General features: G+C 59.4%; 19 protein-coding genes and 11 pseudogenes. 9 read left to right on the top strand and 21 right to left on the bottom strand.

Features of this window, described 5'->3' with window-relative positions; translation table 11 throughout:
• The coding region (locus HZZ16_RS37015) for a hypothetical protein (protein WP_210342628.1) at positions 1-283 on the top strand (283 nt) is incomplete at its 5' end.
• 7 nt (positions 284-290) lie between these two features.
• On the opposite strand, the pseudogene HZZ16_RS26550 reads toward HZZ16_RS37015, so the two are convergent.
• A pseudogene (locus HZZ16_RS26550) lies at positions 291-925 on the bottom strand (transposase); the annotation flags it as partial.
• 189 nt (positions 926-1,114) lie between these two features.
• Between HZZ16_RS26550 and HZZ16_RS26545 the strand changes: the two are divergent.
• A pseudogene (locus HZZ16_RS26545) lies at positions 1,115-1,240 on the top strand (IS5/IS1182 family transposase); the annotation flags it as partial.
• Positions 1,241-1,636: 396 nt separating this feature from the next.
• Here HZZ16_RS26545 and HZZ16_RS26540 read toward each other — a convergent pair.
• Positions 1,637-3,493, bottom strand: coding sequence for a flavin-containing monooxygenase (locus HZZ16_RS26540; RefSeq protein ID WP_197952778.1), 1,857 nt, complete (start codon positions 3,491-3,493; stop codon positions 1,637-1,639).
• 83 nt (positions 3,494-3,576) lie between these two features.
• Positions 3,577-4,530, bottom strand: coding sequence for an SDR family NAD(P)-dependent oxidoreductase (locus HZZ16_RS26535; RefSeq protein WP_197952777.1), 954 nt, complete (start codon positions 4,528-4,530; stop codon positions 3,577-3,579).
• 609 nt (positions 4,531-5,139) lie between these two features.
• Between HZZ16_RS26535 and HZZ16_RS37555 the strand changes: the two are divergent.
• From HZZ16_RS37555 to HZZ16_RS26520, 3 genes and pseudogenes are all read left to right on the top strand, one after another.
• Positions 5,140-5,253 (top strand): annotated as a pseudogene (locus HZZ16_RS37555) (IS630 family transposase); the annotation flags it as partial.
• A gap of 90 nt (positions 5,254-5,343) precedes the next feature.
• Positions 5,344-6,188: pseudogene (locus HZZ16_RS26525) on the top strand (IS3 family transposase); the annotation flags it as partial.
• A 126-nt stretch (positions 6,189-6,314) separates the two neighbouring features.
• Entirely contained in the window at positions 6,315-6,506 is a 192-nt protein-coding gene (locus HZZ16_RS26520) for a hypothetical protein (RefSeq protein WP_197952793.1), read from the top strand.
• Positions 6,507-6,517: 11 nt separating this feature from the next.
• On the opposite strand, the pseudogene HZZ16_RS26515 reads toward HZZ16_RS26520, so the two are convergent.
• The 4 genes and pseudogenes from HZZ16_RS26515 to HZZ16_RS26500 form a co-directional block, all read right to left on the bottom strand.
• Positions 6,518-7,788 (bottom strand): annotated as a pseudogene (locus HZZ16_RS26515) (IS66 family transposase).
• A 101-nt stretch (positions 7,789-7,889) separates the two neighbouring features.
• Positions 7,890-8,243 (bottom strand): IS66 family insertion sequence element accessory protein TnpB, encoded by a 354-nt coding sequence (tnpB, locus tag HZZ16_RS26510; protein ID WP_197952775.1) that lies wholly within the window; start codon positions 8,241-8,243, stop codon positions 7,890-7,892.
• Positions 8,224-8,442 carry a hypothetical protein gene (locus HZZ16_RS26505; protein WP_197952774.1) on the bottom strand — a complete coding sequence of 73 codons (219 nt, stop codon included), beginning with the start codon at positions 8,440-8,442 and terminating at the stop codon, positions 8,224-8,226. The genes tnpB and HZZ16_RS26505 overlap by 20 nt, the downstream gene beginning before the upstream one ends.
• Positions 8,443-8,517: 75 nt before the next feature.
• Entirely contained in the window at positions 8,518-8,670 is a 153-nt protein-coding gene (locus HZZ16_RS26500; RefSeq protein WP_197952773.1) for a hypothetical protein, read from the bottom strand.
• An 82-nt stretch (positions 8,671-8,752) separates the two neighbouring features.
• Here HZZ16_RS26500 and HZZ16_RS26495 point away from each other — a divergent pair.
• A pseudogene (locus tag HZZ16_RS26495) lies at positions 8,753-9,330 on the top strand (helix-turn-helix domain-containing protein); the annotation flags it as partial.
• 92 nt (positions 9,331-9,422) lie between these two features.
• Here HZZ16_RS26495 and HZZ16_RS38585 read toward each other — a convergent pair.
• Positions 9,423-9,888: pseudogene (locus HZZ16_RS38585) on the bottom strand (transposase); the annotation flags it as partial.
• An 89-nt stretch (positions 9,889-9,977) separates the two neighbouring features.
• On the opposite strand from HZZ16_RS38585, the pseudogene HZZ16_RS37010 reads away from it, so the two are divergent.
• Both HZZ16_RS37010 and HZZ16_RS26475 read left to right on the top strand, forming a co-directional pair.
• Positions 9,978-10,256: pseudogene (locus HZZ16_RS37010) on the top strand (IS3 family transposase); the annotation flags it as partial.
• A 31-nt stretch (positions 10,257-10,287) separates the two neighbouring features.
• Positions 10,288-10,424, top strand: a pseudogene (locus HZZ16_RS26475) (transposase); the annotation flags it as partial.
• A 296-nt stretch (positions 10,425-10,720) separates the two neighbouring features.
• Here HZZ16_RS26475 and HZZ16_RS26470 read toward each other — a convergent pair.
• The 5 genes from HZZ16_RS26470 to HZZ16_RS26445 all read right to left on the bottom strand — a co-directional run bounded on the left by HZZ16_RS26470 (position 10,721) and on the right by HZZ16_RS26445 (position 15,640).
• Positions 10,721-11,506, bottom strand: a complete 786-nt coding sequence (locus tag HZZ16_RS26470; RefSeq protein ID WP_197952770.1) for an SDR family NAD(P)-dependent oxidoreductase — start codon at positions 11,504-11,506, stop codon at positions 10,721-10,723.
• Positions 11,507-11,986: 480 nt separating this feature from the next.
• Positions 11,987-13,111, bottom strand: coding sequence for an ABC transporter substrate-binding protein (locus HZZ16_RS26465; protein ID WP_197952769.1), 1,125 nt, complete (start codon positions 13,109-13,111; stop codon positions 11,987-11,989).
• A 697-nt stretch (positions 13,112-13,808) separates the two neighbouring features.
• The gene (locus HZZ16_RS26460; protein WP_197952768.1) at positions 13,809-14,321 is read right to left on the bottom strand and encodes a M24 family metallopeptidase; all 513 of its coding nucleotides are present in this window, start codon (positions 14,319-14,321) and stop codon (positions 13,809-13,811) included.
• Positions 14,318-14,626: a hypothetical protein gene (locus HZZ16_RS26455; protein WP_197952767.1), complete on the bottom strand. Its 309-nt coding sequence runs from the start codon at positions 14,624-14,626 to the stop codon at positions 14,318-14,320. Before HZZ16_RS26455 ends, HZZ16_RS26460 begins: the two co-directional genes overlap by 4 nt.
• A 663-nt stretch (positions 14,627-15,289) precedes the next feature.
• A complete protein-coding gene (locus tag HZZ16_RS26445; protein WP_246510451.1) occupies positions 15,290-15,640 on the bottom strand; it encodes a transposase domain-containing protein in 351 nt (116 codons plus the stop codon).
• Between HZZ16_RS26445 and HZZ16_RS26435 the strand changes: the two are divergent.
• A pseudogene (locus HZZ16_RS26435) lies at positions 15,580-16,352 on the top strand (IS110 family RNA-guided transposase); the annotation flags it as partial. The gene HZZ16_RS26445 and the pseudogene HZZ16_RS26435 sit on opposite strands and share 61 nt — an antisense overlap.
• Before the next feature lie 89 nt (positions 16,353-16,441).
• Here the strand turns inward: HZZ16_RS26435 and tnpC are convergent.
• The 8 genes and pseudogenes from tnpC to HZZ16_RS26395 form a co-directional block, all read right to left on the bottom strand.
• Positions 16,442-17,260 carry an IS66 family transposase gene (gene tnpC, locus HZZ16_RS26430; RefSeq protein ID WP_283815874.1) on the bottom strand — a complete coding sequence of 273 codons (819 nt, stop codon included), beginning with the start codon at positions 17,258-17,260 and terminating at the stop codon, positions 16,442-16,444.
• A 96-nt stretch (positions 17,261-17,356) separates the two neighbouring features.
• Positions 17,357-17,809, bottom strand: a complete 453-nt coding sequence (gene tnpA / locus HZZ16_RS26425) for an IS66-like element accessory protein TnpA (RefSeq protein WP_197952765.1) — start codon at positions 17,807-17,809, stop codon at positions 17,357-17,359.
• A 43-nt stretch (positions 17,810-17,852) separates the two neighbouring features.
• Positions 17,853-18,703 (bottom strand): annotated as a pseudogene (locus HZZ16_RS26420) (transposase family protein).
• Between the two features lie 230 nt (positions 18,704-18,933).
• Positions 18,934-19,434, bottom strand: coding sequence for a hypothetical protein (locus tag HZZ16_RS26415; RefSeq protein ID WP_512699530.1), 501 nt, complete (start codon positions 19,432-19,434; stop codon positions 18,934-18,936).
• A gap of 806 nt (positions 19,435-20,240) precedes the next feature.
• Positions 20,241-20,804, bottom strand: coding sequence for a carboxymuconolactone decarboxylase family protein (locus HZZ16_RS26410; protein ID WP_197952763.1), 564 nt, complete (start codon positions 20,802-20,804; stop codon positions 20,241-20,243).
• A 162-nt stretch (positions 20,805-20,966) separates the two neighbouring features.
• Complete coding sequence (locus tag HZZ16_RS26405; RefSeq protein WP_197952762.1) at positions 20,967-21,335, bottom strand: hypothetical protein; 369 nt, start codon at positions 21,333-21,335, stop codon at positions 20,967-20,969.
• 216 nt (positions 21,336-21,551) lie between these two features.
• Positions 21,552-23,339, bottom strand: coding sequence for a thiamine pyrophosphate-binding protein (locus HZZ16_RS26400; RefSeq protein WP_283815873.1), 1,788 nt, complete (start codon positions 23,337-23,339; stop codon positions 21,552-21,554).
• A gap of 441 nt (positions 23,340-23,780) precedes the next feature.
• The gene (locus HZZ16_RS26395) at positions 23,781-24,098 is read right to left on the bottom strand and encodes a carboxymuconolactone decarboxylase family protein (RefSeq protein WP_197952760.1); all 318 of its coding nucleotides are present in this window, start codon (positions 24,096-24,098) and stop codon (positions 23,781-23,783) included.
• Positions 24,099-25,276 lie beyond the last annotated feature (1,178 nt).

The following is a 25,276-nucleotide window of genomic DNA, read 5'->3' as shown; positions in this document are numbered from 1 at the left end:
CGTCGTCGGCCCGACGCCTACACGCTCGCCAACCACGCGCGTCGAGAGCCCAGCCTCAAGGCTCAATCTCACAATCTCGCGCACCTGGCGCATGATAACCCTCCTCGTCGGCATCCAATTCTCCAAGCTGCTTCCAGCCAGAGAAATGGCCAACGATCAGGCCTCACACCATCCGAAACTGCGCGCGATCAAGTCGGAATGCTGCGCGGAGAATGCTCGGAACGCCGCGCGCGATCATTTCGGAACCCTGCGCGCCATCAACTCGGTACGGTGCGCGCGATGACCTCGGAATCGGCACGTTTGAACTGCTTGGCATGGGCGTAGCGCCGATGTTTGATCAGGGCGAACTTGCCCACCCTCAGAGGACTGCCGTAAACCCACCCCGGTGAGCTGCGCCAACCGCACCAGCTTCTCGCGCGCCCGGTTCAGAAGCTTGGCATCGGTCGGAAACATCACGTTCTTGGGCTGCACCCTCGTGTCGACGATCACCCGGGAGAACTCGGACTGTTTGATCGCCTTGGTCCTGACGGCAACCCACAGGCTCTCCTGCAGCAGCGCCTGAAGCCGCTCCTCCCCCATCCTGTTGCGCCAGCGCGTCAGCGACGAGCGATCGAACACCAGCCGGTGCTGGAAGAACTCCTCGCCGCAGAAGAGCTGGTAATAGGGGTTCTCCACTCGGCGCTCGCACAGCACCTCGTCGGACAGGTCATAGGTGTGCTTGAGGATCGCAAGCCCCGCCAAAGCGCGTCGGCAGCAGCGGCTGGCTGGGGCCGTCCGTGTAGACCGCTCCGAACTCCCGCTCCAGGAAACCCCAATCCACCGTACGCGCCAGCGTCACCAGCGAATGCTTCATGTCGATGATCTGATGGAGCTGGGAACGAAACAGATCCTGCTCGCCGGTCTCGCGCCGCGCCCGTGGCCGCATCCAAACCTCCGCACATGCGCTCTGACGAGCAGAGAATCACGACCGCTGATTCGACGGAATCCCTCATCCGATTCTGCAAGGAAATCGGCCCCGCCATCGCGATTTCCGGCGAAATCAATCGCCGGCATTCTTCGAATTTGCGCGTAACTTTAGACTGTTCGCGTTACTTCACGGGCGACTGCCTAGCACCATTTCGTCGAATGCCGCTTCTCAAAGCTCGAGCATTTCCGCCGTGTCGCAACCCGCTTCGAAAAGACCGTTCGAAATCATCGAGTGGTCGTCGCCCTGGCAGACATCATTCTCTGGTTGCGGTAATTGTCTGCACTACCTAGGAGAGGACACTTATATCCATCGGTTGCCGAAGCCGGCTAGACGTCCTTGCTTAATGAGGTTGGCGTTCAGCATTATGAGGTCGATCCGCCCGATCTGCGCCCGTGCTCACATCATGAAGGGGGGCCGCGCTGTGATCATCGACGACCTGGCGCCGAAAGCCGACATTGCGCGTGCCATCGGTGCCGAATGCTCCATATTGACAAGCGCTTGGCAGGTCGGAAGGCAAGCAATTTGGCGCGAGGGGAAGACCGCTCACGCTGCCGATGACCGGCGCCACCTGATAATCGCCGCGCAATTCCTTTACCGAGAATCATTTCCCACTTAGATGCTCTGAATGATAACTTGCCGGTTTACCGTGCAGGTTGGTGCGACGTGCTTTCATCTGGAGCGTAGGACTTCGACACCCTTCACCTCACTTGCCTTCGCCCATTCGGAGAGGACGGAGAGATACGCGATCGAACCCTTGCCGTAGCCTTCGCGCCTGAAGTCGCGCCGCTGGTCGAAGCTCCTGCCTTCATGGTTGTAGTAACCGGGCGTACAGTCATCGCCTTTGGTGCCGAGAGGTACGGCAAAGTCCTGCGCGCCGGCTTCGATCTGCTGCCCGATCCAGTCGTCCTCGGCTTCGATCGTCGGATGGATGCTGTGGCCATTGTCGAGCAACCTTCTGATCAGGCCCGCGATGACTTGCGCCTGCGGGTCGAGCGTCGAGCAATAGTTGATGCTCAGCGAGAACGTGAACAGACCGCCTACGAAGAACATATTTGGGAAGCCATGCGTCATTAGGCCCAGCAGCGTCCGCATGCCTCCGCGCCAATAGTCGTAAATCGAGACGTTATCACGCCCGTAGATCGGTATGCCGATGCGCTTGTGGAAATCACTCGTGATCTCGAAGCCACTCGCGTAGACGATGACGTCCAGGGGATATTCGACGCCGTTTGCCACCACACCGTTTTCAGTAATCCTTTCGACCCCCTGCGTGGCGCTGACGTCAACGAGTGTGACGTTGGGCCGATTGAATGCCTCGAGGTATTCATCGTTGAAGGTAGGCCGCTTGCAGGTGTAGCCGTACCAGGGCTTCAGCTTTTCGGCGGTCTTCGGATCCTTTACCACCGTATCAACATGGTTTCGAATCTCTTCCATGATAATGTGATCGGCGATCTCGCGGAGCTCGGCGAGTGCCGGGGGCGTCATAGTGGCAATATTGACCTCTTTCATGAGTCGATGCATGATCGCCAAGAAACGCATCGACGTGTCTTCCTCGAGAAGCTTGGGATTGTCAGCCTTCATCTCCCGCACAGCATCGAAATTCGCGATCATATCACGCTGCCAGTTGGGACCGCGTGTCCTTGCCCATTCGGGATCCGTATAAGCGTTGTTGCGACCTGCGACTGTTGATGGCGTGCGCTGGAAGACGAAGGTTTCTTTCGCGCTTTCAGCTACCTTGGGGATCACCTGTACGCCCGTGGCCCCCGTGCCGATGATTCCGACGCGCTTATCCGCAAGGCCGGTCAAGTTTCCGTCCGGATCGCCGCCCGTGTAGCTGTAGTCCCAGCGGCTGGTGTGAAAGGAATGTCCTTTGAAGGTCGTGATGCCGGGAATGCCGGGAAGACGGGGACGAGACGCCGGCCCCGTGGCCAAGGCGACTGAGCGTGCTCGCAACGTGTCGCCGCGATTGGTCGAGATAACCCAGCGCTGCCCATCCTCGTTCCACCGCATCTCGGTTACCCATGTGCCGAAAATTGCCTTCTCATACAGACGGAAATGTTTCCCGATCCGCTGCGCGTGCTCGAAGATCTCGGGGGCATAGGAGAAGCGCAACTTCGGAACGTAGCCGGTCTCTTCCAACAGCGGCATGTAGAAATAGGACTGCACATCGCATTGGCAACCCGGATACCTGTTCCAGTACCACGCTCCGCCGAAATCGTGGCCGGCTTCGACGATCCGGAAGTTGTCCAGCCCGGCATCGCGCAGCCGCGCTGCAATGATCAGACCAGCCCACCCGCCACCAATCACTAAGGTGTCAATGTCATCCTCAATCGCGCCACGCGTCGCGAGCGGCTCGCCGATGTGATCGTCGGTGAGGAAATGGGAAAGGTCGCTTCGTTCCGTCGCGACCTCGACGAACTGATCCTCCGCATCCTTGCGAACGCGCTTGTCGCGCTCACGCTGATAGCGCTGCTTGTTCTTCTCGATATCGAAACCGAGGTAATTCGGATCACGAAGGCGGCGTGGCAAGCGCATATTGATCCCTAAGAGGCAATTATGCTGGGGAATGGCTAAACCATTCTGCGAGGTGATACAGATCTATTGCTGTCTGCCTACCAGGCAAACCAGCCAACATCTTCAGCGACCTTCTTGTAGACCTCAGCCGCGTATGCGTTCTCCGGGCCCCGCCGAATATGTCCATCAATCTTCTGCGCGTCGGCACCAGCAAAAATGCGCCATTTCCCAGCTCTAACTCCCTCAAGGATCATCTTGACAGCCTGTTCAGCCGTGTTTGGGGCATCGTCAATGAATTTTCGAGCGCGCTCACCAGAAAACCTTCGAAGCACATCTGGAGACATATTATCGATTTGGACTCCAGCCATACGCAGACGAGCGACAACATCATCCATTAGTCTGTCAGCGCCGCCATGCACCTTTCTTGAATTACGGACTATCATCTCAGTGCCGATATAGCCTGGCATTACGACCGAACATTTTATGTGCGGCGCATTGAGACGAAGGTCGTTGATCAGCGCCTCAGTGAACCCTTTTACCGCGTGTTTTGCTGTGACATAGGCGGGTTGGGACGCATTTCTTCCGGCGGACGTTCCCCAAAAACCGGCTACGATCGACGTGTTGATGATATGACCTTCCTCCGCGTTCATTAGCAGAGGCAAAAAGATTCGAACGCCCAGGTACAGACCACCCCAGCAAATATCAAAGGTTCGTTCCCAGTCCTCGCGCGCGCTGGTAAAAAGGCTTCGACCGCCACTGACGCCGGCGTTGTTGAACAAGAGATGGATCTTGTCAGTGTCGTGCTGCTCCGCAACTTCTTGTCTAAAACGCTTGAGCTGGTCTTCCACTGACACATCAGCGAGGTGTGTGGTGATACACACAGCCTCATGCGGTCTCTCGAGTTGGGACAGCCTCTTGGTCTCAGCCATTCCGTCCGGAAAGACGTCACAAATCGCGACGTTACAACCCTCGGCAACCAACTGGTGCACGAGTTCGCGCCCAATTCCTGCCCCGCCGCCCGTGATCACTGCGGTTTTTCCGGCAAACTCCATTCGATTCCCCTTGGTGACGTGCTCGATCCTCTTGCCCGCCCCATCTCTGTTGGCGTGCAAGGTTCGATCGGGTGCAAAGTCGCTGCAGGAATTTTATCGGCGTTCCCACATCAGGTTCGTGCAAATTAGGGCCTATGAATACAGAAACGCTGCACTCGAGCGGGTTTAGGAGTGGGTTTTCACTGTCCGCCATGCGGGCAGTCGGCAGCGATCACGAGACCACCTTTTCACGATTACCGTGACGGGCATGTTTTTCAAAGCCGCAGAGATTCGGCGGGCGTATTTGCAGCAATTCTGCATTGAGCGAGGGCTTTGCATGAGTTTCGACGTGCTGCCTCACACTAGATATCGCCGAACTAGGCAAAATTGACTCGATATGAAAGCCGTCTTGCTGCACCCAGACCGCGCTGCTCGCAACTTCCGGTGCTCAACCACGCTCCGCCGCTTGATTTTGCATACTCCTTGCCGCCGCAAGGCGGCGGATTGCCTAGGCGTCGCGTATGAGTGCAAGTACCTGCAGCTCGCGGTAAGCAGAAGGAAAGCACTCTTGCTAGGGATCGCTTTGGCGGGCGTGCCGAGTGGGCAGCGTCTTGAAGCATCTGCGCTTCTGGCCAGTGGAAGACCATGACCTTCATCGCAGCGCTGTGCCACGACCGAATCAGCGCGCCCTGGGTCATCGGGGTCATTAACGGCGAGCTCTTCACGCTCTATCTCAAAGGGGTTAGCGCCCAGCTTGGAAAACTCAAGGTCGTTGAGCTGCTGCCGGTTTGATGGACACCGAGATTGGGTGTTTTATGAAGCCGGAGGTGGGCGATGAAGAGACGGAAGTTCAGTCGCGAGTTCAAGATCGAGGCGGTCAAGCTGGTGAGGGAGCGTGGGGTGTCGGTGGCGCAGGCCGGGCGCGACCTGGATGTTCATGAGAACGTTCTGCGCAAATGGGTGAAAGAGTTCGGCTCCGATCCGGTGCAGGCCTTTCCCGGCCACGGGCAGATGAAGCCGGAGCAGCAGGAGATCGAGCGGTTGCGCCGTGAGGTCGCCAGGTTGAAGGCCGAGCGGGATATCCTAAAAAAGGCCGCAGCCTTCTTCGCGAAGGAAGCGATATGAAGTTCGTCTTCATCGCGAAGCACCGGGCGATCTGGCCGGTGGCATGGCTATGCGATGCGCTGGGGGTGTCGCGGTCGGGCTTCCATGCCTGGCTGAATCGCTCGCCCAGCGCCAGATCCCGCAGCGACGAAGAGCTCGGCGGCAAGGTGAAGGCCAGCTTCGTGGCGAGCGACCGCACCTATGGTGCGCGCCGGGTGTGGCGTGATCTGCTCGCCGATGGGGCGGACTGTGGCCCGCACCAAATCGAACGGCTGATGCGCCTGCAAGGCTTGCGGGCGCCGCCGCGACGCCGGCGCTTGCCGAAGGACAGCGGCGATCGACAGCTCGAGACCGTGCCGGCGAACCTCCTTGACCGGCAGTTCCCCGCCGAGCGGCCGAACCAGAAGTGGATCGCCGACTTTACGTATCTCTGGACGGCCGAGGACTGGCTCTACGTCGCAGCAGTGATCGACCTGTTCTCACGCCGGGTGGTGGGCTGGTCGATGAGCGCCGCCATGACAGCTCAGTTGGGGACCGATGCCCTGCTGATGGCCATCTGGCGACGCGGCAAGCCGCTGTAGAAGTTTCGACTTAATCTGACGGCAAGGTGGAACTGGCGGGGAATGAAGCTGCGGGCGAGCAGGAGCGCTCACCCAAAGGGCGCTCCCGCGCAGCCGCAGCGTCTCACAGGAGACGTTACCATGACCCAGGAACAGAAGGTCATTCGCGCGAAAGTCGGAATGCTGGAATTGGCCAAGCAGCTCGGCGATGTCAGCCAGGCTTGCCGGATGATGGTAAGCGCGCATTTTACTGCACAGGCTGCGCGCAGGTGGCGGCGGCGTGGTGTGACGACGGGCCGCGGCGCGATCATCGGAACGGCTTGGTTGACCTGAGCGTTCGAACGTCAGCCGTTGTTCGCAGCTGGCAGTTGTTTTTGAGCGGTGCAGTTGAACGGCAACAGATCTTCGATATCGGCGTCGGGCGCACGCTGAGGCAATTCAGTGAGCGCGTGACGTAGCCATGCATAGGGATCGACGTCGCATGCCCGGCATGTCAGCACCAAACTGTAGATCACGGCGCTTGCCTTGGCGCGGCAACGGTGTCGCTGAACAGCCAACTTTTTCTTCCGGTGCAAAACGGCCTGATGTCGCGCTCCAGAACATTGTTGTCGATCGGGGCGAGACCGTCACTGGTGTAGCGGGTCAGATAGTCCCATTGGTTGCGCGCATAGGCGATCGCCTTGCCGGTCAAGCTTTCGGGCAGGACCTTCGGCGCCTGGTCGTCGAGCCACGTCTTGAAGGCAGCCAATACCGGCAGGCTATGCTGCTGGCGCAGCCGCAAGGTGAATGCGGCGCGCGTTTCGCCGTCGGGCGGCGTCTGGCGCGCCACCCTCTCGACCTCATACAACGCCTCGAAGAACTTGAGCGCTTGCAATGGCGGACCGCCGGGCGTCTTCCTGGCCTTGAGCGCATCGGTAAATTTCCTGCGGGCATGCGCATACAGCCCCAGCGTCCCGCGGCTGATGCTGACGTCGGCGCGCCCCAGCGCGTCCGCCACACGGTACAGCGGCGTGCCGTCGACATTTTTGTTGGCGAGCACCAGCGCCAGCGTCGACGGCGTGGCGACGCTACCCGGCAGCGGCTGCGCCGGCATCGACGCGGTCACAATCGGGGTGTTCAGCGCGGTGCGCTCGCAGTGACGGCAGGCATATTTAAACCGCACATATTGCAGCACCGACGCCTTCACCTCGACGTGCAACTGCTCGGTGACGGTCTCGCCCATCCGATGCATCCGATTATGGCAGCACGGACAGTTCTTTTGATCCTCACTCAGATCATATTCGACGCGTTGGCGCGGCAGATCGTCAGGCAGCGGCTTGCGGCCGCGTGTCTTCGACGCCGGCTTTGGAGCCTCCGGCAATCCCGTGTCCGGCACGGCGACCGCCGCGACATCGCCGCCGTCGCGGCTTTCAGCGGCGGCCTGCTCGGCTTCGTTGAAGATGCGCTCCTTGAGCTTTTCGCTATTCGGCGCGTAGCGGTGCAAGCGCTCCAGGCGCAACTGCTCCTCAAGGACGCGTTGCGCGAGTTTCTCGTTCTCCGCCTTCAGCGCCGCGATCTCGGCCGCGTGCGCCGCGATCAGGGCTTCCAGCTCGTGCGTCGTGGGCTTGCGACTCATCGTAGTCTTGGATCGAAGTCATGCCGCCGCGTCTACCGAGTTCCATGTAGTTGGCGGCGTCATCCGATCGCGCCGATGACGCCGTGCGCATCGAAACACTGTCAGCCCACGCTCTGATATTGCCGCAACGGATGGCGCCGCACCGCCGCGATGTCGATGCTGTCAAGCAGCCAGTGCAGCTCCTCCGTCGTCCGCGTCAGCACCGCCTCCTGGCTTCGGGGCCAGTGGAATCGGTCCGCCTCCAGCCGCTTCAGCAGCATCCAAAATCCCGACCGATCATAAATCAGCAGCTTGACCCGGTCGCGGCGGCGATTGCAGAACGCGAACACGGCGCGCTGGAACGGATCCAGCCCCATCGACTGCTCGACCACGATGGCCAGGCTGTTGATCCCCGCCCGGAAGTCAATCGGCGCGCGGTGAAGGTAGACTCGAAGATCAGACGCCAGCCGGAACATCGCAACGCCCCAGCGCTTCAATCACCGCCGACAACACCTGCGCGTCGCCGCCTTCCAGCGAAAGCGTCACGCCGTTGGGCATCGATGCCGTCAGCCGCCCAGCAGAGAATCGCTCCGTAGCGCAAAGGGCGATCGCGCCGGCAGATCGGGTTGGCGACCGCGACCGCGCGCTCACCGGAATAAACGCCGGCGCGATCATCGCCCGCGCCTCCGGCTGGCCGTTCCCGTTCTGAAGTTGTCGCTTGGAAACCCACTTCCGGCAGCAGGTTCGCGTTCACGCCGTGTTGCAACGCAGCCCCGCCAGCGACACGCCAGGCTGCAGACAGGCCTCGACCAGCCGCTGTTTGCTGGCTGGATCATAGCGACGCCGGCCATTCCGCAACATGCCGAGCGTCTCAAGCTTAAAAGGTTCTTCTGCAGTGATCATCGATGGTGTCCACCTTGTTCAAGGTGGACACCTCATCCCATCCGGGTTCTCAATTGCACAGGTGCGTAGAAAAAAGCGCTTACGGATGACGGGCTATAGCCGCGACAGCTTCTACCGGTTCAAGGAACTGTACGACAGGGGCGGCGAGCTAGCGCTGATTGAGATCAGCCGCAAGAAACCGATTCTGAAGAACCGGGTCGCGCCGGAGCTCGAGGCGGCCGTCGTTAAGCTGGCGAACGACCAGCCGGCCTGGGGCCAGGTGCGAGTCAGCAATGAGCTCAGGAGCCGCGGGCCTGTCCATCTCCCCGTTCGGGGCGCGGGCGGTGTGGCTGCGTCACGACCTCGCCAACGTCAAGAAGCGGCTGACGGCGCTGGAGGCCAAGATGGCTCAGGACGGCCCTGGTGCTGACCGAGGCCCAGCTCGTTGTGTTGGAAAAGGCCAAGTCCGAGAAGGAAGCGCATGGCGAGTTCGAGAGCGAGTGCCCCGGCTATTGTGGTGCGCAGGATACCTTCTATGTCGGCAACATGAAGGGAGTCGGGCGGATCTATCAGCAGACCTTCATCGACACCTACAGCAAGGTGGCGTTCGCCAAGCTGTATGATCGCAAGACGCCCATCAAGGCGGCCGAACTGTTGAATGATCGCGTGATGCCGTTCTTCTTGCGCGGAGCTTCGCCATGCCCGCCAAGCGGGGGAAGGTGCAATAGCATTGTGAAGCGCGTGGTGCGTTCGACCAACTGCCGGTCGCCGAGCTGCCAAGACCACGGCAAGTCTCTCCTCCACATAAGTGCGCAAGGCTGCGTTGCGCAAGCTTGGTCGGCTTAGGCCGGCATCGGTCTGCATGCCATTGGGCAGTTGTTGCCCGATAATCCAACCCGCCGCCGCGGGTGGCCGCGTTCCGCCGCAATTCACGGGAAACCGTCGAAGTGGCCCGCCCCAAGCGGCGCCCAATCTCCCGCATGGAACGGCCTGCACCTTTAAAAGGGCGATTTCCTCGCGTTCAGCCAATGAAAGGTAGCGCCCGGAGAGAGGCCTGGCCGAAGATCCGAACATCGCTGGTGGCATGCCGCCTACCTTTCGGAACAATCTGCTTCCGACAGGTTGCGATAATCCGGCCTCAAACGCAGCATCTTCGCTGCTCTGCCCTGTGGCAATCGCCTTCCAAAATCTATTCTGTTCATCGCGTCCGGCCGCAGACGGCCGGCCGGGCAATGGCAATGGCGCTCGTCCTGACCGCGCCGAACGTCGAGCTTATAACTTTCGTCGCAACCTCCAACTTCAGGGTGTTGCGACGACCGTTTGAATCCGCCCAGTACACCAGCGAGCAGTTCCAGCGTTTGATGGCCGACCACGGCATTATCTGCAACATGAGCCATTCCGGCAATGTCTGGGACAACGCGGCGATGGAGAGCTTCTTCTCCTCGCTCAAGACCGAACGGACGGAAGGCAAAACCTACAGGACCAGAGACTAGGCACGAGCCGATGTGTTCGACTACATCGAACGATTTTACAACACGATCCGCAGGCACTCGACCATCGGCTATCTCAGCCCGATTGGGTTCGAGCTTAAGGTGGGATTAGCTTAACTCGGTGTCCATCAAACCGGCAGCAGCTCACGTCATGCTTGACAATCTCGGCAATCACAAGGGCAAGCTTGCCAGCAACACAGCCAAGCAACAGGAGCGCATCTTCTCTTCCTGCCGCCCTACAGCTCCGATCTCAATCCGATCGAGCAGGTCCTCGCGAAGCTCAAGATCTGATGCTGGCCGCAAAGACACGTGATGTAGAAGCGACATGGCGCAAGCGCGGCGAACTCCAGAGTGCGCGAACTATCCAAAAATTCAGGCTACATCATGCTCTAGCGAGCTTTTACCGTTCTTAAGTTTGTAGCCCGGAGTTCACCCTCAATTTTCGCAGCTAATGAACGGGCAGCCTCCCGAGACAGCGATGCCAACCGCTTATGATGACAAGGTAACCCGCGCCTTGCGTTCACTTTTCAACGGTCGCGCCCATCAGTGCTAGCCGTTTCCGGTCAACGCGACGTGTAAAGTCATTGCATGATCACTCCGCCGTCTATCATGAGACACTGACCAGTCATATAGTCAGAGGCGGGAGAGATCAGGAACGCCACCGTTCCGACCACATCCTTAGGTGTGGACGTGCGACCTAGTGGAATTTTCTTGGAAAAGTTCTCCATCGCTTCGCCGGGCCTGGAGGTAACACCCAGATTCATCAAGTCCTTGTCTGTCCGCGCCCAAAGGTCCGTCTGAACGAGCCCGGGAGCAAAGGCGTTGACGTTGATACCGTGCTTGCCTAACGCCTTGGCACCTGCCTGGGTCAGGCTCACCACAGCCGCTTTGCTGGCACAATAGGAAACCCATTCGGCATCGCCACTGCGGCTCGCAACTGACGCGGTGTTGACAATCTTGCCTTTGCGGCCTGCAGCAATCATAGCCTTGGCGGCCTCTTGCATGCCAATTAGCACGCCGAGACCGTTGATCTTAATTGTGCGGTCCCAATTTTCGTCAGTCGTATCCAGGAAAGGTTGCGGACGGCAGATCCCAGCGTTGTTCACGATTGCGTGGATAAAGCCAAAGGCGTCTTCGCACGCTCTGACCGAGGCTGCAACAGACGACCGGTCGGATACATCAACAGCGCAATTGAGGGCCCTACCACCCTTGGCCCTGATCTCAGTGGCCGCTCTCGCGCCTGCCGCATCATCCAGGTCGGCGATCACCACGCCATAACCACCAAGTGCAAGTTCCTGTGCTATCGCGAGGCCGATGCCACATGCGGCACCAGTGATCATGACGCCGCCTAGGCTTTCCGATTTCATGATTTTTCCTGTTGGCACAATGAGTTTAACCAACTGCCTCTGGCAGAGCGCTGTTTTGAAAGTTCAACGGGCACTCTGCCGCGCATGGTCCGTGCCGTCCCTGGATGCACGCATCATGATCATTCATGTCGGCTCCAAAGCGCCATACGCCCTTTGTCATCCCGCGCGGAGAAGGACGCGAAAAGTCGCATCAAACGCGTATCGGACGAAGGAACCGCCCTAACAAGTGAAGCGCACGGTGTCGCGATGTCTGCAAAGAATCGTGTGCTTTAGCCATGGCGGTGGGCTGATTAAGTAGAGTGCGAACAAGTACCAGCATGAATTGCCACGCCAATGAGAGCAAGATAAATCCCGCTAGCCGCCATAACACGATATAGGAGGAAGGTGCTTCTGGCAGAAACAACCAAGGTCCATTGTGTGGGCCAGCCAATGACGCCGCCTGCAAGAACATTCGTTGCTAGCTATAGGTCGGCAACGAGACTATTGCGCCCGCCATGCGAGCCAACGGTCTTGGAGATAGTTCCAGTTGCTCTTGCCATCGGAACGCTTGCCCGCAACCCAATCAGAATCGATCCGGATTGTCTTCGCACTATTGTCAGGGTTTATGCTGATCAATGGAGCTAGATCGGCCGGCAGATACTTGAGCTGATTTGTGTTCGGGCCAGGATAGCCACTCCCCTGCGTAAAGCCGGCCGCTATGTCGGCCCGATTGACGAATGCAATGAATTTTTGCGCATTTGCGCTATTCGGACCGCCCTTAAGAACCGTCCAATAGTTATCGCCTACAACAGCGCCATCCCATACCATACGAATAGGCGCCCCCTGCCGAAGAGCTGCGAGGGCACGGCCATCGAAAGAGCTTGTCAGCGCATATTCGCGGTTGATGAGCAGCTGCATCGGTTCTCCCCCTGCCGTCCACCACTTGGTGATGTGCGGCTTGATCTTGTCGAGCTTCTTAAACGCGCGATCGATCTTGGCATCGGTCAGGGGCCAGACATCCTTGTGCGCAACGCCATCAGCGATAAGCGCGTACAAAATGGGAGCATAACCGAGTGTAGCGTCGAGCCCTCTCGGCCCTGGGAACTCCTTCACGTTCCAAAAATCCGCCCAGCTTTTCGGTCCTCCCGTCGGAAAAGCGCGCTTGTCATAAACGAGCATATTCGCCGATTGGAATGCAAGGACCGCATCTTTATGACGCGCAGACTCCGGTACACCTTTTAGCGCTTCCTCGTCCCAAAGGCTGTAGTCGATAGGCAAGAAAGCGCCGATCTCGCGCAGCTCCGGGTAACCGCGCATTGTGGCAAAAGCAACGTCCCAATCGACACGCTTGGCGGCGCTCATTGCCTTGATCTGCGGCTCGGCGAGATCGGCGGTCACATCGACAACCCGGATGCCAGTCACTTTAGTATAGGGCTCAAAAACGTATTGACGGACCCTTTCGGTAAATGATCCGCCATAGCTGCAGACAATGACTTCGCCAGTACCGGCAATCTTTTCTTCTGCCCAAGCAGTGATGGGCTTCGCGACGAAGGGTACGCTCACTGAGGCAGCCATTGATTGAAGTAACGAGCGTCGGCTTACTCGACTAGAATTCTGTTTAGTCATGAGCTTCCCCTCTAGAATTCGGCGCATTGTTTTTCGGTCCAAGGCGCGCAGGACTTGGAATTGAGCACGATGATAGCGGGCCAATCGAGCCGAATTTCACCGATTATCGGCAGCTGCTCGACGAAATGCCGCAGGCGCGGGCCAGGTCATTACGGATGAAGCTGATTCGAGACGGGTGCCGCGGCCGATCGAATCGGACACTCAGGCTGCTTATATGTAACGGTCCAGCACGCGTGTTGGAGGCGTCGCACTAAGCCAGTCCGTTTTCAAAGCGCGCGTCTGGGGCCGCCGCTGCACGCCTGAACTTCGCGAAGGGCGCAGTACCGATATGGTCCGCTTCTTTAAAGTTGGAGGCAGCGGGCCATTTTGCGGCTGTGGCCATCAGCATGATATTTTCATGAGGATCGACCTTGCAGGACGCGACTTGGAACGGTTCTCTTTTTGTGTACAGCTCTTTGCGTGCGTTCGCCGTCGCGCGTCAGTCATTGCGACGGCCTGCAATCGCTCATTGCGTCCGCCATACCAGCCAGTGCTCCTGCAGATGATCTGCATTCGACTAACCATCAGGCAGCTTGTCAACCAGTCAAACGGCGCTCTCAGGAATGACTTTAGAAGTATTCTTCAGATCGATGCTGAGCAGCGGGATCCACTCGGCCGGGAGATCGCACTGCGCGGCAGATATATTCCGAGTCTCCGCTTACGCGAGTTGAAATAGGCGCCGCGGTATCGTCGTGATCGGATCGAACCCGTTTTCTGTGACGCAGATCGTGTCTTCGATCATCATCCCGCCCCATCCTAGTTCATAGAACCGCGTTTCAACGCAGAGACACATACCCGTCTGCCAGAACGGCCTCAGACGCCTCGTTGATGAGCGGATATTCATATCCACTAAGGCCAATGCCATGCCCGAAGTGATGTCGCCGATATGAGGGGGTGCCCGCGCTGCGGGTAGCATTGACTGCCGCCAGGTGAACGTCGCGCACCTTTGCTCCGGACCGCACTGCGGCGAGTTCCGCTTCAAGCCCCTCAGCATGGCCTTGTAGCGTGCAGTGATAAGCTTCGAAGCATCCCCCGCAACAAAAGTACGCGCCATGTCAGATTTGTACCCATCAACTACGCAGCCGGCATCAAGGCGGATGATGTCTCCCGCATAGATTTTGCGCGCTGTCAGGTATGCGTCCACAAGTGCTGAGCGCGGACCCGTCGTCATACTGATGAGTCGGGGACGCCGCCGCCGCGAAGCATTTCGCTCGCACCCAGACCGGCGAGCTCCCATTCGCTCATGCCGACTTTGAACTCCCGCCGGATCGCGTCGATGCCGGCTTCAACGAGCTGAGTCGCTCTTCTAAGACGAACCAGTTCTCCCGGAAGCTTTGTCAACCGGCTACGAACAACCGCATCGCTGATGTCAACAATCGGCCTTGCTGCCCCGAGCAGCGTTTTCAGGTCAGTACCACCGCGACCGTCGACGCCGAGCTTGAGTTCTTTTGGCGCAACAGCACTCACCGCGGCCACAACCGCTTCCGCGAAGGTTCCAAAGCCTGGCGCGTCGTATTCTACGGAAGGACCATCGGCAGACCCGCTCGAAGTAAAACACCGTAGAGTCTTTCGTGAGCGTCACGAGAAGATCACTGGTGCCTGGGCTTGACTTGCGCGGAATGTTCTGGATAGCGCGGTCGGGATGATTGACGCTGCCGGGGCGCGGTGATGGGGTGATCCCGGTTCGGAGCGGGTAACGGGGATCAGAATGACCAGCAGCTGCGCGAGAAGCTCCGGAAGATCGAGGCGTTGTTCGCGGGTGCCGGAACTGCCGGTGAGCGCCTTGCGGCGGAAGCTGCGCTACAGCGGTGCGTGCCCGGGTCGCGGAGCTCGCTCGCCACGATCTGCCGATCGAGCAGCAATTCTCACTTCCTGACTAATGGTCGCGGCACCTATTTTTGGCGCTTTGCCGCCGGTACGGGCTGCGGCCGTTTCGTTATCACCGCCAACGACGCAACACGGTGGTGATCCGTGCGTCCCGAGGCTTCGTCGACAAAGTTCTGTTGCCGGAGTTCACCGAGGCTGGAGAGGGCGTTGCAAGTCTATCTGCACGAGCTGACGCTGCGCGTGATCCGGGAGGAGATCTATGACGACACCAGCGATGCGCAGGAAGTTCCAGATGCCCTGCCGTCGAACTGATCAGGCGGCGAGCTTTGCCAGCGAACTGTCGCGCTCGGCCTTCCAATTCCACGGCAACAGCATGTGCAGCTGATTGATCTTTGTACGTCCGGAGACGATGCGCTCGATAACATCGGTCAGATAGTGCCGCGGGTCGATGTCTTGCAGCTTTGCCGTGTTGATGAACGACGCGAGAATGGCCCATTTCTCGACGCCGCCTTCACTGCCGGCGAGCAAGTAGTTCTTCTTTCCCAGGCCTATCGGCTTGATGCTGCGCTCGACCGTATTGCTGTCTATTTCAATGCGTCCGTAAGCGTCAGAAGAACGATGCAGCGGATGCGGAAGCGATCGCTGAAGCCGCGTCTCGACCAACGATGCGCTTTGTCGGCGTCAAGAGCGCCGAGAAACAAGCCTCTTCCATGGCATTCAAGGTTCGTGATCTCTTGGTTCGACAGCGTACACAGGCGATTAACGCTTTGCGCGGACATCTTGCGGAATACGGCTTGATCGTTGCTCAGGCGTGAGACATATCCCCCGCTTGGATGAGCTCTTAGCAACATATCCGGACCTGCCCGATCTTGCTCGTGGCCTTTGCCAGAATCTCTTGAAGCATGTGGAAGCCCTGTCGGAGCAGATAGTAGAACTGGAGAAGGGACTTCGGATGCGCGCTAGAAAGGACCAGGTCGCCTCTCGCTTAATGACTATTCCGGGGATCGGGACAATCTGCGCCACAGCGATAGAGGCCTTGGCGCCCTCGGCGGAGACCTTTTCCAAGGGGCGTGATTTTGCGGCCTGGATTGGTCTCACGCCCAAACAGAGTTCTTCCGGAGGCAAGGACAGGCTTGGCAAAATCTCCAGGATGGCGCGGCGAGATCTCCGACGCCTCCTTGTGCTTGGTGCGACCGCCGTCGTGCGATGGGCAAGACGATATGGATCGCCAGCAGGATCCTGGCTGGCGAGAATGCTCTCGAAGAAGCCTCCAAAGCTGATTCCGGTCGCTCTAGCCAACAAATTGGCGCGTATCGCTTGGGCCTTGATGGTCCGCGGTGGCGTTTACCAAGCTCCAGCGTCTGGTGTTGCGTAACGCAGGGCCAGAAGCCGAGAGACGTCGGGAATGTGGTAAGGTCTAACGGAGGATTATGGGCAATCGGTCAGGGAATAGGATTGGAAGAATCAAGAGGTCGATGAGTGCCAGAGAGCACGCGTAGCCGAATTGGATCCAATCCACGCATTGCATAAGGGCCCGCGACGTGTAGAGGTCGCATCACGAGGCCGGACACACGTCAGCACCCGACCACATGCCTGTTCCGAACCTAGATTTTGCTTGCATTTACTGGGGCGTCCACACACGTCGACCTGCAGGATGCCGTGGCAGTCCCCGAACAGATGCTTGGCGCGGATCGCCTTGCGATCCTCGGCAAACATGTAGACCACCGCCGGCGGCGCGGGGCCGCCCCACGGGCCGTCATCGGTGGCGATCGCCCAGAACTGGCAGACTTTGGTCCTGCCACGGCCGGGATCGAGAACCGGCAATGGCGTCTCGTCGGCAAACAGCCGCGGGTAGGACATCACTGTGTTGCGCAACAGCGTGTGAAGCGGCTTCAGCCACCAGGCGGCGCGGCCCATCCATGAGGCCAGCGTCTGCCGGTCAAGCGTGCCTTGCGCGGCGAACATCTGTTCCTGCCGATACAGCGGCAGCTGGTAGCCGTATTTCATCACCGCGATGTGGGCCAGCAAGGCTTCCGTCACCATCCCGCCGTCGATCGCCTGGGCCGGCGCGGGTGCCTGCAGCACACCCTGGAGGCATCCCCGGCAGCCGTAGCGCGGACGCACAATGCGCTTGACCTGGTACTGCATCGGAATGACGTCGAAGGCTTCCTTGACGGTCTCCCCGATCTTGTGCAGCCGCTCGCCGCAGCAGGGGCAGACGTGGCTCTCGATATCGATCACGACGTCGATGCGCGGCAAATGCTCCGGAAGCCTCGGCTCCAAACGCCTCGCTTACCAGCATCGCCAGCGAGTCCATGCCGCGACGGAAATCGACCGGCTGCGTCGCGATCCAGACCGATAACCCAGCGCGGGGCCCGATCATCGGCCGACCGTCCCGACTGCAGCAAGCACCTCGCAGAGTGCTCGCCGATCGACCGTTCCCATGACACGGATGCGAACTGCGCCGACCTCGATCTCAATCGCTCCCTGCTCCTCGCATAGTGGCAATTTGCCTCCACAGTCGGTGATTGCGACCGGCACAAAGGCTGATGGCATGCCTCCATCCCTGCGTTCCGCGAGCTTCGCCCGCGTGGCCTGGCGAGGCCAAAGAAACAACAGGCTCGGGCTGATGTCGTGTCGCCGCGCCACCCCGGAAGCGCATGCACCCGGCGCAAAACTCTCCGCGACAATCGCCGCTTTCGCATCGGTCGGCCAGCACCGTCGTCGGCCGGTCCGCGTGATGATCTCGACGCGCCGCAGCGTGTCGGAGCCGTCCTCAAGGATAGGCGTATGCCTATCCTTATCGCCATCCTTACAACTATCTTTCGACATGGTGACCTCGTGACGAACCAATCCACGAGACCTTCCTAGCCGACTAGGTGTTTAGCCCCGGCATTTTCTGGAACGGATTGAGTTTGAATCGTTCTGGCTGGGAAGTCCAGGATTTGCAGATGTATTCGTAAGGCGTGAGACCCTTCAAGGTCTTCAGCCTCCGCGCGTAGTTGTAGGGAGCTGATCGTGTCGATCGAAATTTAGCTGTTGAACGCTCGCTTCCTTGATCGTGCGGTTCATGCGCTCGACCTGGCCATTGGTCCAGGGATGCTTGATCTTGGTCAGCCGATGTTCGATCCCGTTCCCTTGGCAGCGCATGTCGAACATTGTGTCGCGTATCTTGCCGTCGGGCCGTCCGCGTAGCGCGGTGGGAAAGTGAACTGGGTCCCACTGTCGGTGATCAGAGCTTCGAGGAAGGCCGCGGCGGAGGTCCGTCCCGTCTTCCTGACCAGTTGGACGAAGGCGAACTTGCTGGTGCGATCGATCGCGACATAGAGGTAGAGCTTGCCTTCAGCGGTTTGGAGCTCAGCGATGTCGATGTGGAAATAGCCAATCGGATAGCCCTTGAACGTTTCCTTTGCAGGCTTGCTGCCTTCGACCTCCGGCAATCGGCTGATGCCATGGCGCTGGAGGCAGCGATGCAGGGATGATCGCCTCAGATGCGGGATGGTCGGCTGCAGTGCATAGAGGCAATCATCGAGCGGCAGCAGCGTATGCCGCCGGAAAGCAACGATAATCGCCTCCTCCTCAATGGAAAGGACGGTCGACTTGGCTTCCTTGGGGCCTGTCGGCAGATTGGTCATAGTCCCGCGCTGCTTCCACTTCGCGACAGTCTTCTGGTTGATCCCGTAGCCCTTGGCGACGGCTCTCAGACTCTCTTGACTAATTTTGTATTGCTCGACGGACTGCCTCCGTCGTGGTGGCGCAGGCGTGTAAAACTTGTCCCTTAGCGCTTCCTTCGAATCATGCGAAATGCACCATCAAAGTCTGGGACAAAACACCTAGATCAGCCCTCAGTGCGTGGTCGCCGGATGACGCTCACAGTCTTTCTACTGCACAGCGATCTGCTCGTCTTCATCTATCTTCTCGACTTCTCCAGGAGACGCCGCCAAGCATTCGAGAGTTCATTGCGCCCGCCATGCGAGCCAACGCTCCTGCAGATGATCTGCATTCGTCTTACCATCAGGCCGCCTGGCAGCCAGCCAAGCGGAGTCCTCCGGAATGACCTTAGCATTCTTGGGCCGATGCTGAGCAGCGGGATCCACTCCGCTGGGAGATACTGGAGCTGGTGTGTATTCGGCCCGGGATAGCCAGTACCTTGAGTAAATCCGGCCGCAATCTGCGCCCGGTTCAAGAGCAAACAGTTTTTGCGCATTCGCTGTATCGGGCCCGCCTTTAAGAATCGCTGCATAGCTATACGTGAGCCAGGCCCCTTCCCAAACGAACTTGAGCGGCGCCCCTTTTCGAATGGCGGCGGTCACACGGCCGTCGAACGCACTGGTCATCGCGTATTCACCGTTGACCAGCAGTTGAGGCGGTTCACTGCCCGCGCTCCACCACTTGCTTACATACGGATTGATCTGGTTAGGCTTATCGAATGCATGATCGAGCTTCTCGTCTGTCAGGGGCCAGATGTCCTGTCTCGAGCCGTCGGCTTCATCGGAGCAGGCTTCGACTACGCCTCGGAGACAGCCTAGACGTGCTTAGACCGCGCTTCCGAATTCGATGCGAAGCTCCACAACGAACGTCTACAAGGACGTTGCGCGCTGTCCGTAGCGCCCAGGGGCTAGGCCACTCTGCCTCGCAGCGGAAAGCACCCGTCATCGGACCCGTACCCAGACAGCGCGACTAGCGGAGGCTCTGCGCCTCATATACGCATGCTCGGCATTCTGGGGAGACTTCCGCTCTCATGATTGAAACCCCGGCTGGGATGACGCGACCCGATCTGTGGAGCGCAGATTTGACGCCGGCCTCTTTCGCTATTTCCAAGCGATCCTCGATGGAGCGGAAAACCTCGGATTGAAGCCTCTCTAGCGCCCAGAGCGACTGCAGAACGAGCAAACGCTGTTTGCGTCTCGCTCTGCTCACAGCTTGATGAATACGCGCTCGCCTTCGACCTTCACCTCATTGCTGCGAAGGTCGACGAAGGCGGGCAGCCCCCTCCCCGCACGTGTCGAAGGTTCCGAGTGCTTGGGGTATTCTATGATCGGGCCGCCGACAATACCCTGAGAGATGGACCTTCTGTGGGAGCAATGGCTATCATGGCGAAGTACTCGCCGTCCGCGGCGCGGCTGACCACGAACAACCGAGCCCCCGATCAATCGAAGCGCCTCCTCTGTTCCCAGCACATCGGTGTTGCACGTGGCCATCCACGCTCCTGCGGCGCTCAATGATGATTCCTGTTGTTTAAGAGAACACGGCGGCGGTGCCCTCAGGTCGGCCTGAAGTCGGGATCCAGAGTGAGGCCCTCCTCCATCTGCACGCCGAAGGTGTTTAGGATCATCGAGAGCTGCGCGTAGAAGGCTGCCGTATAGACGACGTCCATGCACTGCTCCTTGGAGTAGTACCGCTGAAGCTCCGTCCAGGTCGGATCGGAGATGAAGTGGTTGCCCACCAACTCATCGACCGCCCGCATCAAGACGGCTTCCGCTGGCTTCCAGCCGGCGTCCGCGCCGGACTTGATGGCAGACAGCTCCTCCTCAGTCATCCCGACGCGTCTGGCCGAATTGGCGTGATGGGCCCATTCATAACCGGACTTGCACAGGAATCCCGTGCGCAGGATCACGATCTCCTTCTGCCGCAGCGGAAGGTGCATGTGCCGCGAGAGGAAGTAGCTGCACCACGGCGTAAAGCGGCTGAGGGCCACCGGACTGTGAGCGAGCGTGCGCATGATATTGCTGGGGTTGCCCCAGAAGTAGGGTTCCAGTGCCTCGGCCTGCTCGCGGGTGAGCTCCGCGTCAGACAAGGGAGCGAAACGGGGCTTCTTGAGCTTCATCGATATCGTTCTCCTTCCATCAGGACCTTCGGACTATGCGCCCGGAAACGCATAAGCCGTCATCGCGCTGACCTGGCACAGCTGATCGCCACTGCCAAGCCCCCGGCAAGCCGGAATACATCGCTATAGGGCTGGTTGGCACTTAACCCTCGGGATGCGCTGTCAGCCGCACGTATATTTTGCGTGGAGTAGGTGCGCTCGACACGATGCATTAGCCCCGCCAACGCGGGCGAACCTAACCGCAGGAAAAAGACGAAAACTCATGGATGATTCGGGCCCGCCACCAGCCCACCTTTCGGCAGCACTCTTATAGAACTCCGGCATGTAGACGTTTTCAACGTCCTGCCGGAGTCGCTGATCGAGTTCCTCGGCGTGAACACCAATCAGGATACGCCATCTGTCGGCCCTGACGCCGTCCAGGATGATGCGTGCCGCTTCTGACGCGGCGGTCAGAGCATCCTCGACGCACTTGCGGGCGCGATCAGCAGCCAAATCCTCAATGTCCTCGTCGGATAGCTTGTCAACCTCCACATCCCGGCTCCGCAGGCGGTCCAACTCATCGTCGGTTAGGCCGACCCCGCCGTGTTGGCTCAGCCACCTTCAGCTTCGATCTCACTGACTACTGCAGAGGCGGCACGCACTTGTGTCAGTGGACTACATGTCCGGTGCGGGCCAGATGTGGAACAACAGCTGACCCGATCCAACCGGCCGCCCCGTAATGAGTGCAACACGGCATCAGGCTGACGGCTATGCGTCGGGGTCCCGATAATACGGCAGGACTATCTCCCCCATTTTTCCGAGCCGGGTGTACTGCTCGGACTTCGGGCTTACGGCTGACCGCGTGAACACATTGACGCATGCGGTGCGGCCCGACTTCAAGGCGCGCGCCAGCGCCCCAGGTAGCTGATCGCTTGACGTGACGAACTCACCGTGACCACCGCATGCCTCGCATACCTGATCATAGCGCAGGTTGTCGCCGAGGTCGACCCACGTGCTGCCCCGTGGCTGATTGATCATGTAATTTCTGCTCATTCCCCAAGCGCGGTCATTGAAGACCACCGTCACGATTGGCAGCCGATGGCGAACCATCGTGTCCAACTCCTGCATCTGGAATCCGGCAGATCCATCGCCCGTGACACAGATTACTCTCAGGTCAGGTCGAGCGAGCTGAGTACCTATAGCGAGCCCTTGGTGCATCCCAAGATTCCCGAAGTATCCGATGCCAAAGTAATGACCGGGACCGGCGGCGCGTGGCCCAAGCACGACTTCCGCCCAGGCACCCGCATCGCCGCCCTCGGCGATTACAACGGTTTTCTCGTCCACGAAGTTGGCCATCTCTCGAAGCACTCGATACGGATGCATGTCGCTTCCATCATCGTTGAGTGCCTCGGCATATCGCTTCTCATGCCACGAAGTCTCGGCGGCTGCCTCCTTCGTCCACTGAGTTCGGTTCGGGTAGTGACGGCGGTCGCGAAGGAACGCCGCAAGAGTTTCACGACAGTCCGCGACGATTGGCACGTGCGCTGGGTGGATACGGCCGATCTCGCGATGATCAACGTCCACCTGGATCACGCGGGCATCTGCGGGGATGACGTCGTTGCTAGCGCCCCCCATGAACATTCCATGGCGAGCGCCGAGAATCAGGACGACGTCTGGTGAGACGGACGAGCGCGCCAGCGTGATGAAGCTTCCACAGGCGAGCGGATGAGTCCCAGGCATGAGCCCAAGCGCCTTGACGTTCGCGTACACGGGAGCGCCGATGCGTTCCGCGAAGTGAATCAGCTCTTGACTGCACCCCGAAACCAGGGCACCGCTGCCGACGAGAATCACCGGACGCTCGGCGTTTTCCAGCAGCGAGAGCGCAGAGCTGACAGCTTCAGGGGATGGAGCCGTCCTCGGCGGCCCTACCTTGGTCGGCGGCGGATGAGGTGCACAGGACCCGTCACCGAAGACAACGTCAATCGGGATCTCCAGAAAGGCCGGCCCGGGAGCACCGGCGAACATCGCTCGAAGCGCCGCCCGAACCATCGGGCCGATCACCTTTATCGAGGTCGCGCGATCCGCCCACTTGGTGACTGGCCGCGCCATCGCAACTTGATCAAAGCCTCCCTGCAGTGCATTCATCTCGGGTTCTCGAGTTGGCGCAGCCCCGGACACAAACAGCACGGGAATCCGGTCGAGGAAGGCACCGGCCATCCCCGTCAGCGAATTGGCAAAGCCTGGACCGGCCGTTACGAGGCTAACGGCCGGTTTGCCGGTGATGCGGAAGTAGCCTTCCGCGGCATAGCCAGCAACCGCTTCGTGCCGGACATCGATCATCTTCATCCCCGCCTCGCGCGCGGCGTGTAGGATCGGATCGATGTGCCCGCCCTCCAAGCCGAAGATCGCGTCGACGCCGTGAGCAAGGAGCTCCTCGACCAACAGCCGACCACCGTCCCGCGGGGGTGTATAGCCGGCGGAGGTCTGGGATGCCACAGAACTCTGCGGGTCGGTGCCGGCTGCGCGTGCAGCAGTGCCAGCTGCGACGTGGCTCATTTCGTAACTCCTTCTCTGCGTGTCATTTTGTTTCCGTGTCATGGGTCTTATTGTGTGGACTTGGGTGTTCGAACATCCAGCCCACAGAGATCAGGCTATCAACCCCATCACGGCGGCGTACCTATTGAAGGGGGCTCACCGTGCAATCCGCATCGTCAGTCGTTAGCATTTGCGCCAAGTTGCCGGGGCACGGCTATGGTGCGGCACCGTTAAGGTCTGCGTCGAGAGTTAGCCCCTCCTCCAGTTGCACACCGAATGTGTTGAGCATCATCGTGAGCTGGGTATAGAAGGCCGGTGGTGTTGACCTGAGTAATGGCTGCCAAGCTCCGCCCAAATAGCATCATTGATGAAGTAATTTGGTGAAGCTCGTCGACGGCCTGGATCTGCCTCGGCAAGCCCCCCTTTGCGTTCCCTGCTTGATCTCGACTATCTCGTCTTTGCTCATCCCACACGCCTCCCGGAATTTACATGATGGCTCCACTCGTAGCCCGACTTGCAAAGAAAGGCAGTGCGCAGGATCACGATCTCCAGTACTCTTCCGCGAAGGTGGTTCTTCGGCGACGAAAAGTGCTTGAGCCACATTGCCGAGGAGAAGTAGTTGAGCCGCGGCGTAAAGGAAGTCAGCGCCTCAGCATTGTTCGCGAGGGTGCGGACGATGTCGTTCCGTGGTCTCCAGAAAAATGGTTCCAGCGCATCGACCTGAGCGGCCGTGATTGCGGCGTCGGGTACCGGCGAGATCCGCGGCTTCTTAAGCCACATTGGCGTGAACTCCTTCCAGAGCGCTTTGGCAATCGCGCTGGGCTAGCAAGCGCCAGTGCGCGAACGGTTGGCATCGAAATTAGTGGAGCTTATAGAGATCTTATGATATCGTTTGATGCAATTAGCAGGCTTTCGGAGCATAATTCCTGCATAGGGCAGCCCATACCGAGGGCGATCACCGCGCTATCAGCGTATCGGACGAGTTTGGCATCACCCGCAAGCTCATAGCCCTCGGCTCAAACGAGTCATCTTGTACAAGCGCAGGACGAGATCTTACCCTCGAGGTTCGATCATCGTCCGCCTCGACGCCGGCACTGGCGGCGCCGATCGCGAGCTGACGTGGGCTGGCGGAAGTTATGGCTGCGTCTCGGCACCAGCTGCCGGATTCGTCCCCGATTCAGCAATGAAGCTCGCGTGGCATGGGGAGCCGAAGGCGCCAACGTCCGCGTCCGGACGTCAGGGCGGCTGATACAGCGATTTGACGCGACGAACCGGCACAACTTTGCCCACGGCCGGCGACCGCATTGAACCGGTCGTCGGCCGACTTGCACCGGCGGGTGATCTCGGCGCTTCCATCGAGAGCCCGCTTCGGCTACGGATCGGAGTTACCTGTCGGACATCCGGGCATCCATTGTGACTGTGCCAGAGTTTCTCATGCAAACCCGCCGTCCACAGGGCGCCGATCCACGGGCGTATCCATAAGGCCTAGCATGACAGCGTTGCAGCGGACGCCCTGCGTGACTTGAGATGCCGCCACGGAGGTTAGCCGATTTGCGCCGGCCCTGAAGAGCTCATAGGGGATTAAGGTGTGACCTTCGATTGCCACCAACGCGGAGATGTTCACGATCGCCGCGCCACATTCCTGATCGCGCATAAAGCCGGGTGCTGCTTAGCCAGATTCCCTTTAGGTTCACGGCGAGGATGCGGTTAGCAATGCATGGGCCCATCGCCACCGTCGAGCCGGCCGTCGGTTACAAGGCCGAGCACCCCATTGGCCGCAATTGTCTCCGGTTGAACGGCGACGCCAACAACGCCGTACTCGCGCCGCTGGCTATAACTGCCGCCGTCTCGTCCGATGGCTCAGGCTTTGCTGTGCCAAATCCAGGCCGCGCTCTTCACCGAACCGATCGCCAATCCAGCCTAAAAAATTAAATCAGGATTCTTCATCATGCTCGACT

Source organism: Bradyrhizobium glycinis (genome assembly GCF_016031655.1).
Lineage (GTDB): Bacteria > Pseudomonadota > Alphaproteobacteria > Rhizobiales > Xanthobacteraceae > Bradyrhizobium > Bradyrhizobium glycinis.
The sequence above is the reverse complement of the archived record's forward strand: the minus strand, read 5'-3'. Positions and strand labels throughout refer to the sequence as shown.

What these genes read in the sequence shown, in the direction of transcription:
- HZZ16_RS26535 (WP_197952777.1), bottom strand. Translation starts at nt 4,530, where the DNA reads ATGGAGTTTGCCGGAAAAACCGCAGTGATCACGGGCGGCGGGGCAGGA.
- HZZ16_RS26520 (WP_197952793.1), top strand. Translation starts at nt 6,315, where the DNA reads ATGACCCAGGAACAGAAGGTCATTCGCGCGAAAGTCGGAATGCTGGAA.
- tnpB (WP_197952775.1), bottom strand. Translation starts at nt 8,243, where the DNA reads ATGTTCCGGCTGGCGTCTGATCTTCGAGTCTACCTTCACCGCGCGCCG.
- HZZ16_RS26505 (WP_197952774.1), bottom strand. Translation starts at nt 8,442, where the DNA reads ATGATCGCGCCGGCGTTTATTCCGGTGAGCGCGCGGTCGCGGTCGCCA.
- HZZ16_RS26500 (WP_197952773.1), bottom strand. Translation starts at nt 8,670, where the DNA reads ATGATCACTGCAGAAGAACCTTTTAAGCTTGAGACGCTCGGCATGTTG.
- HZZ16_RS26470 (WP_197952770.1), bottom strand. Translation starts at nt 11,506, where the DNA reads ATGAAATCGGAAAGCCTAGGCGGCGTCATGATCACTGGTGCCGCATGT.
- HZZ16_RS26465 (WP_197952769.1), bottom strand. Translation starts at nt 13,111, where the DNA reads ATGACTAAACAGAATTCTAGTCGAGTAAGCCGACGCTCGTTACTTCAA.
- HZZ16_RS26460 (WP_197952768.1), bottom strand. Translation starts at nt 14,321, where the DNA reads ATGACGACGGGTCCGCGCTCAGCACTTGTGGACGCATACCTGACAGCG.
- tnpA (WP_197952765.1), bottom strand. Translation starts at nt 17,809, where the DNA reads ATGTCGAAAGATAGTTGTAAGGATGGCGATAAGGATAGGCATACGCCT.
- HZZ16_RS26410 (WP_197952763.1), bottom strand. Translation starts at nt 20,804, where the DNA reads ATGAAGCTCAAGAAGCCCCGTTTCGCTCCCTTGTCTGACGCGGAGCTC.
- HZZ16_RS26400 (WP_283815873.1), bottom strand. Translation starts at nt 23,339, where the DNA reads ATGAGCCACGTCGCAGCTGGCACTGCTGCACGCGCAGCCGGCACCGAC.
- HZZ16_RS26395 (WP_197952760.1), bottom strand. Translation starts at nt 24,098, where the DNA reads ATGTGGCTTAAGAAGCCGCGGATCTCGCCGGTACCCGACGCCGCAATC.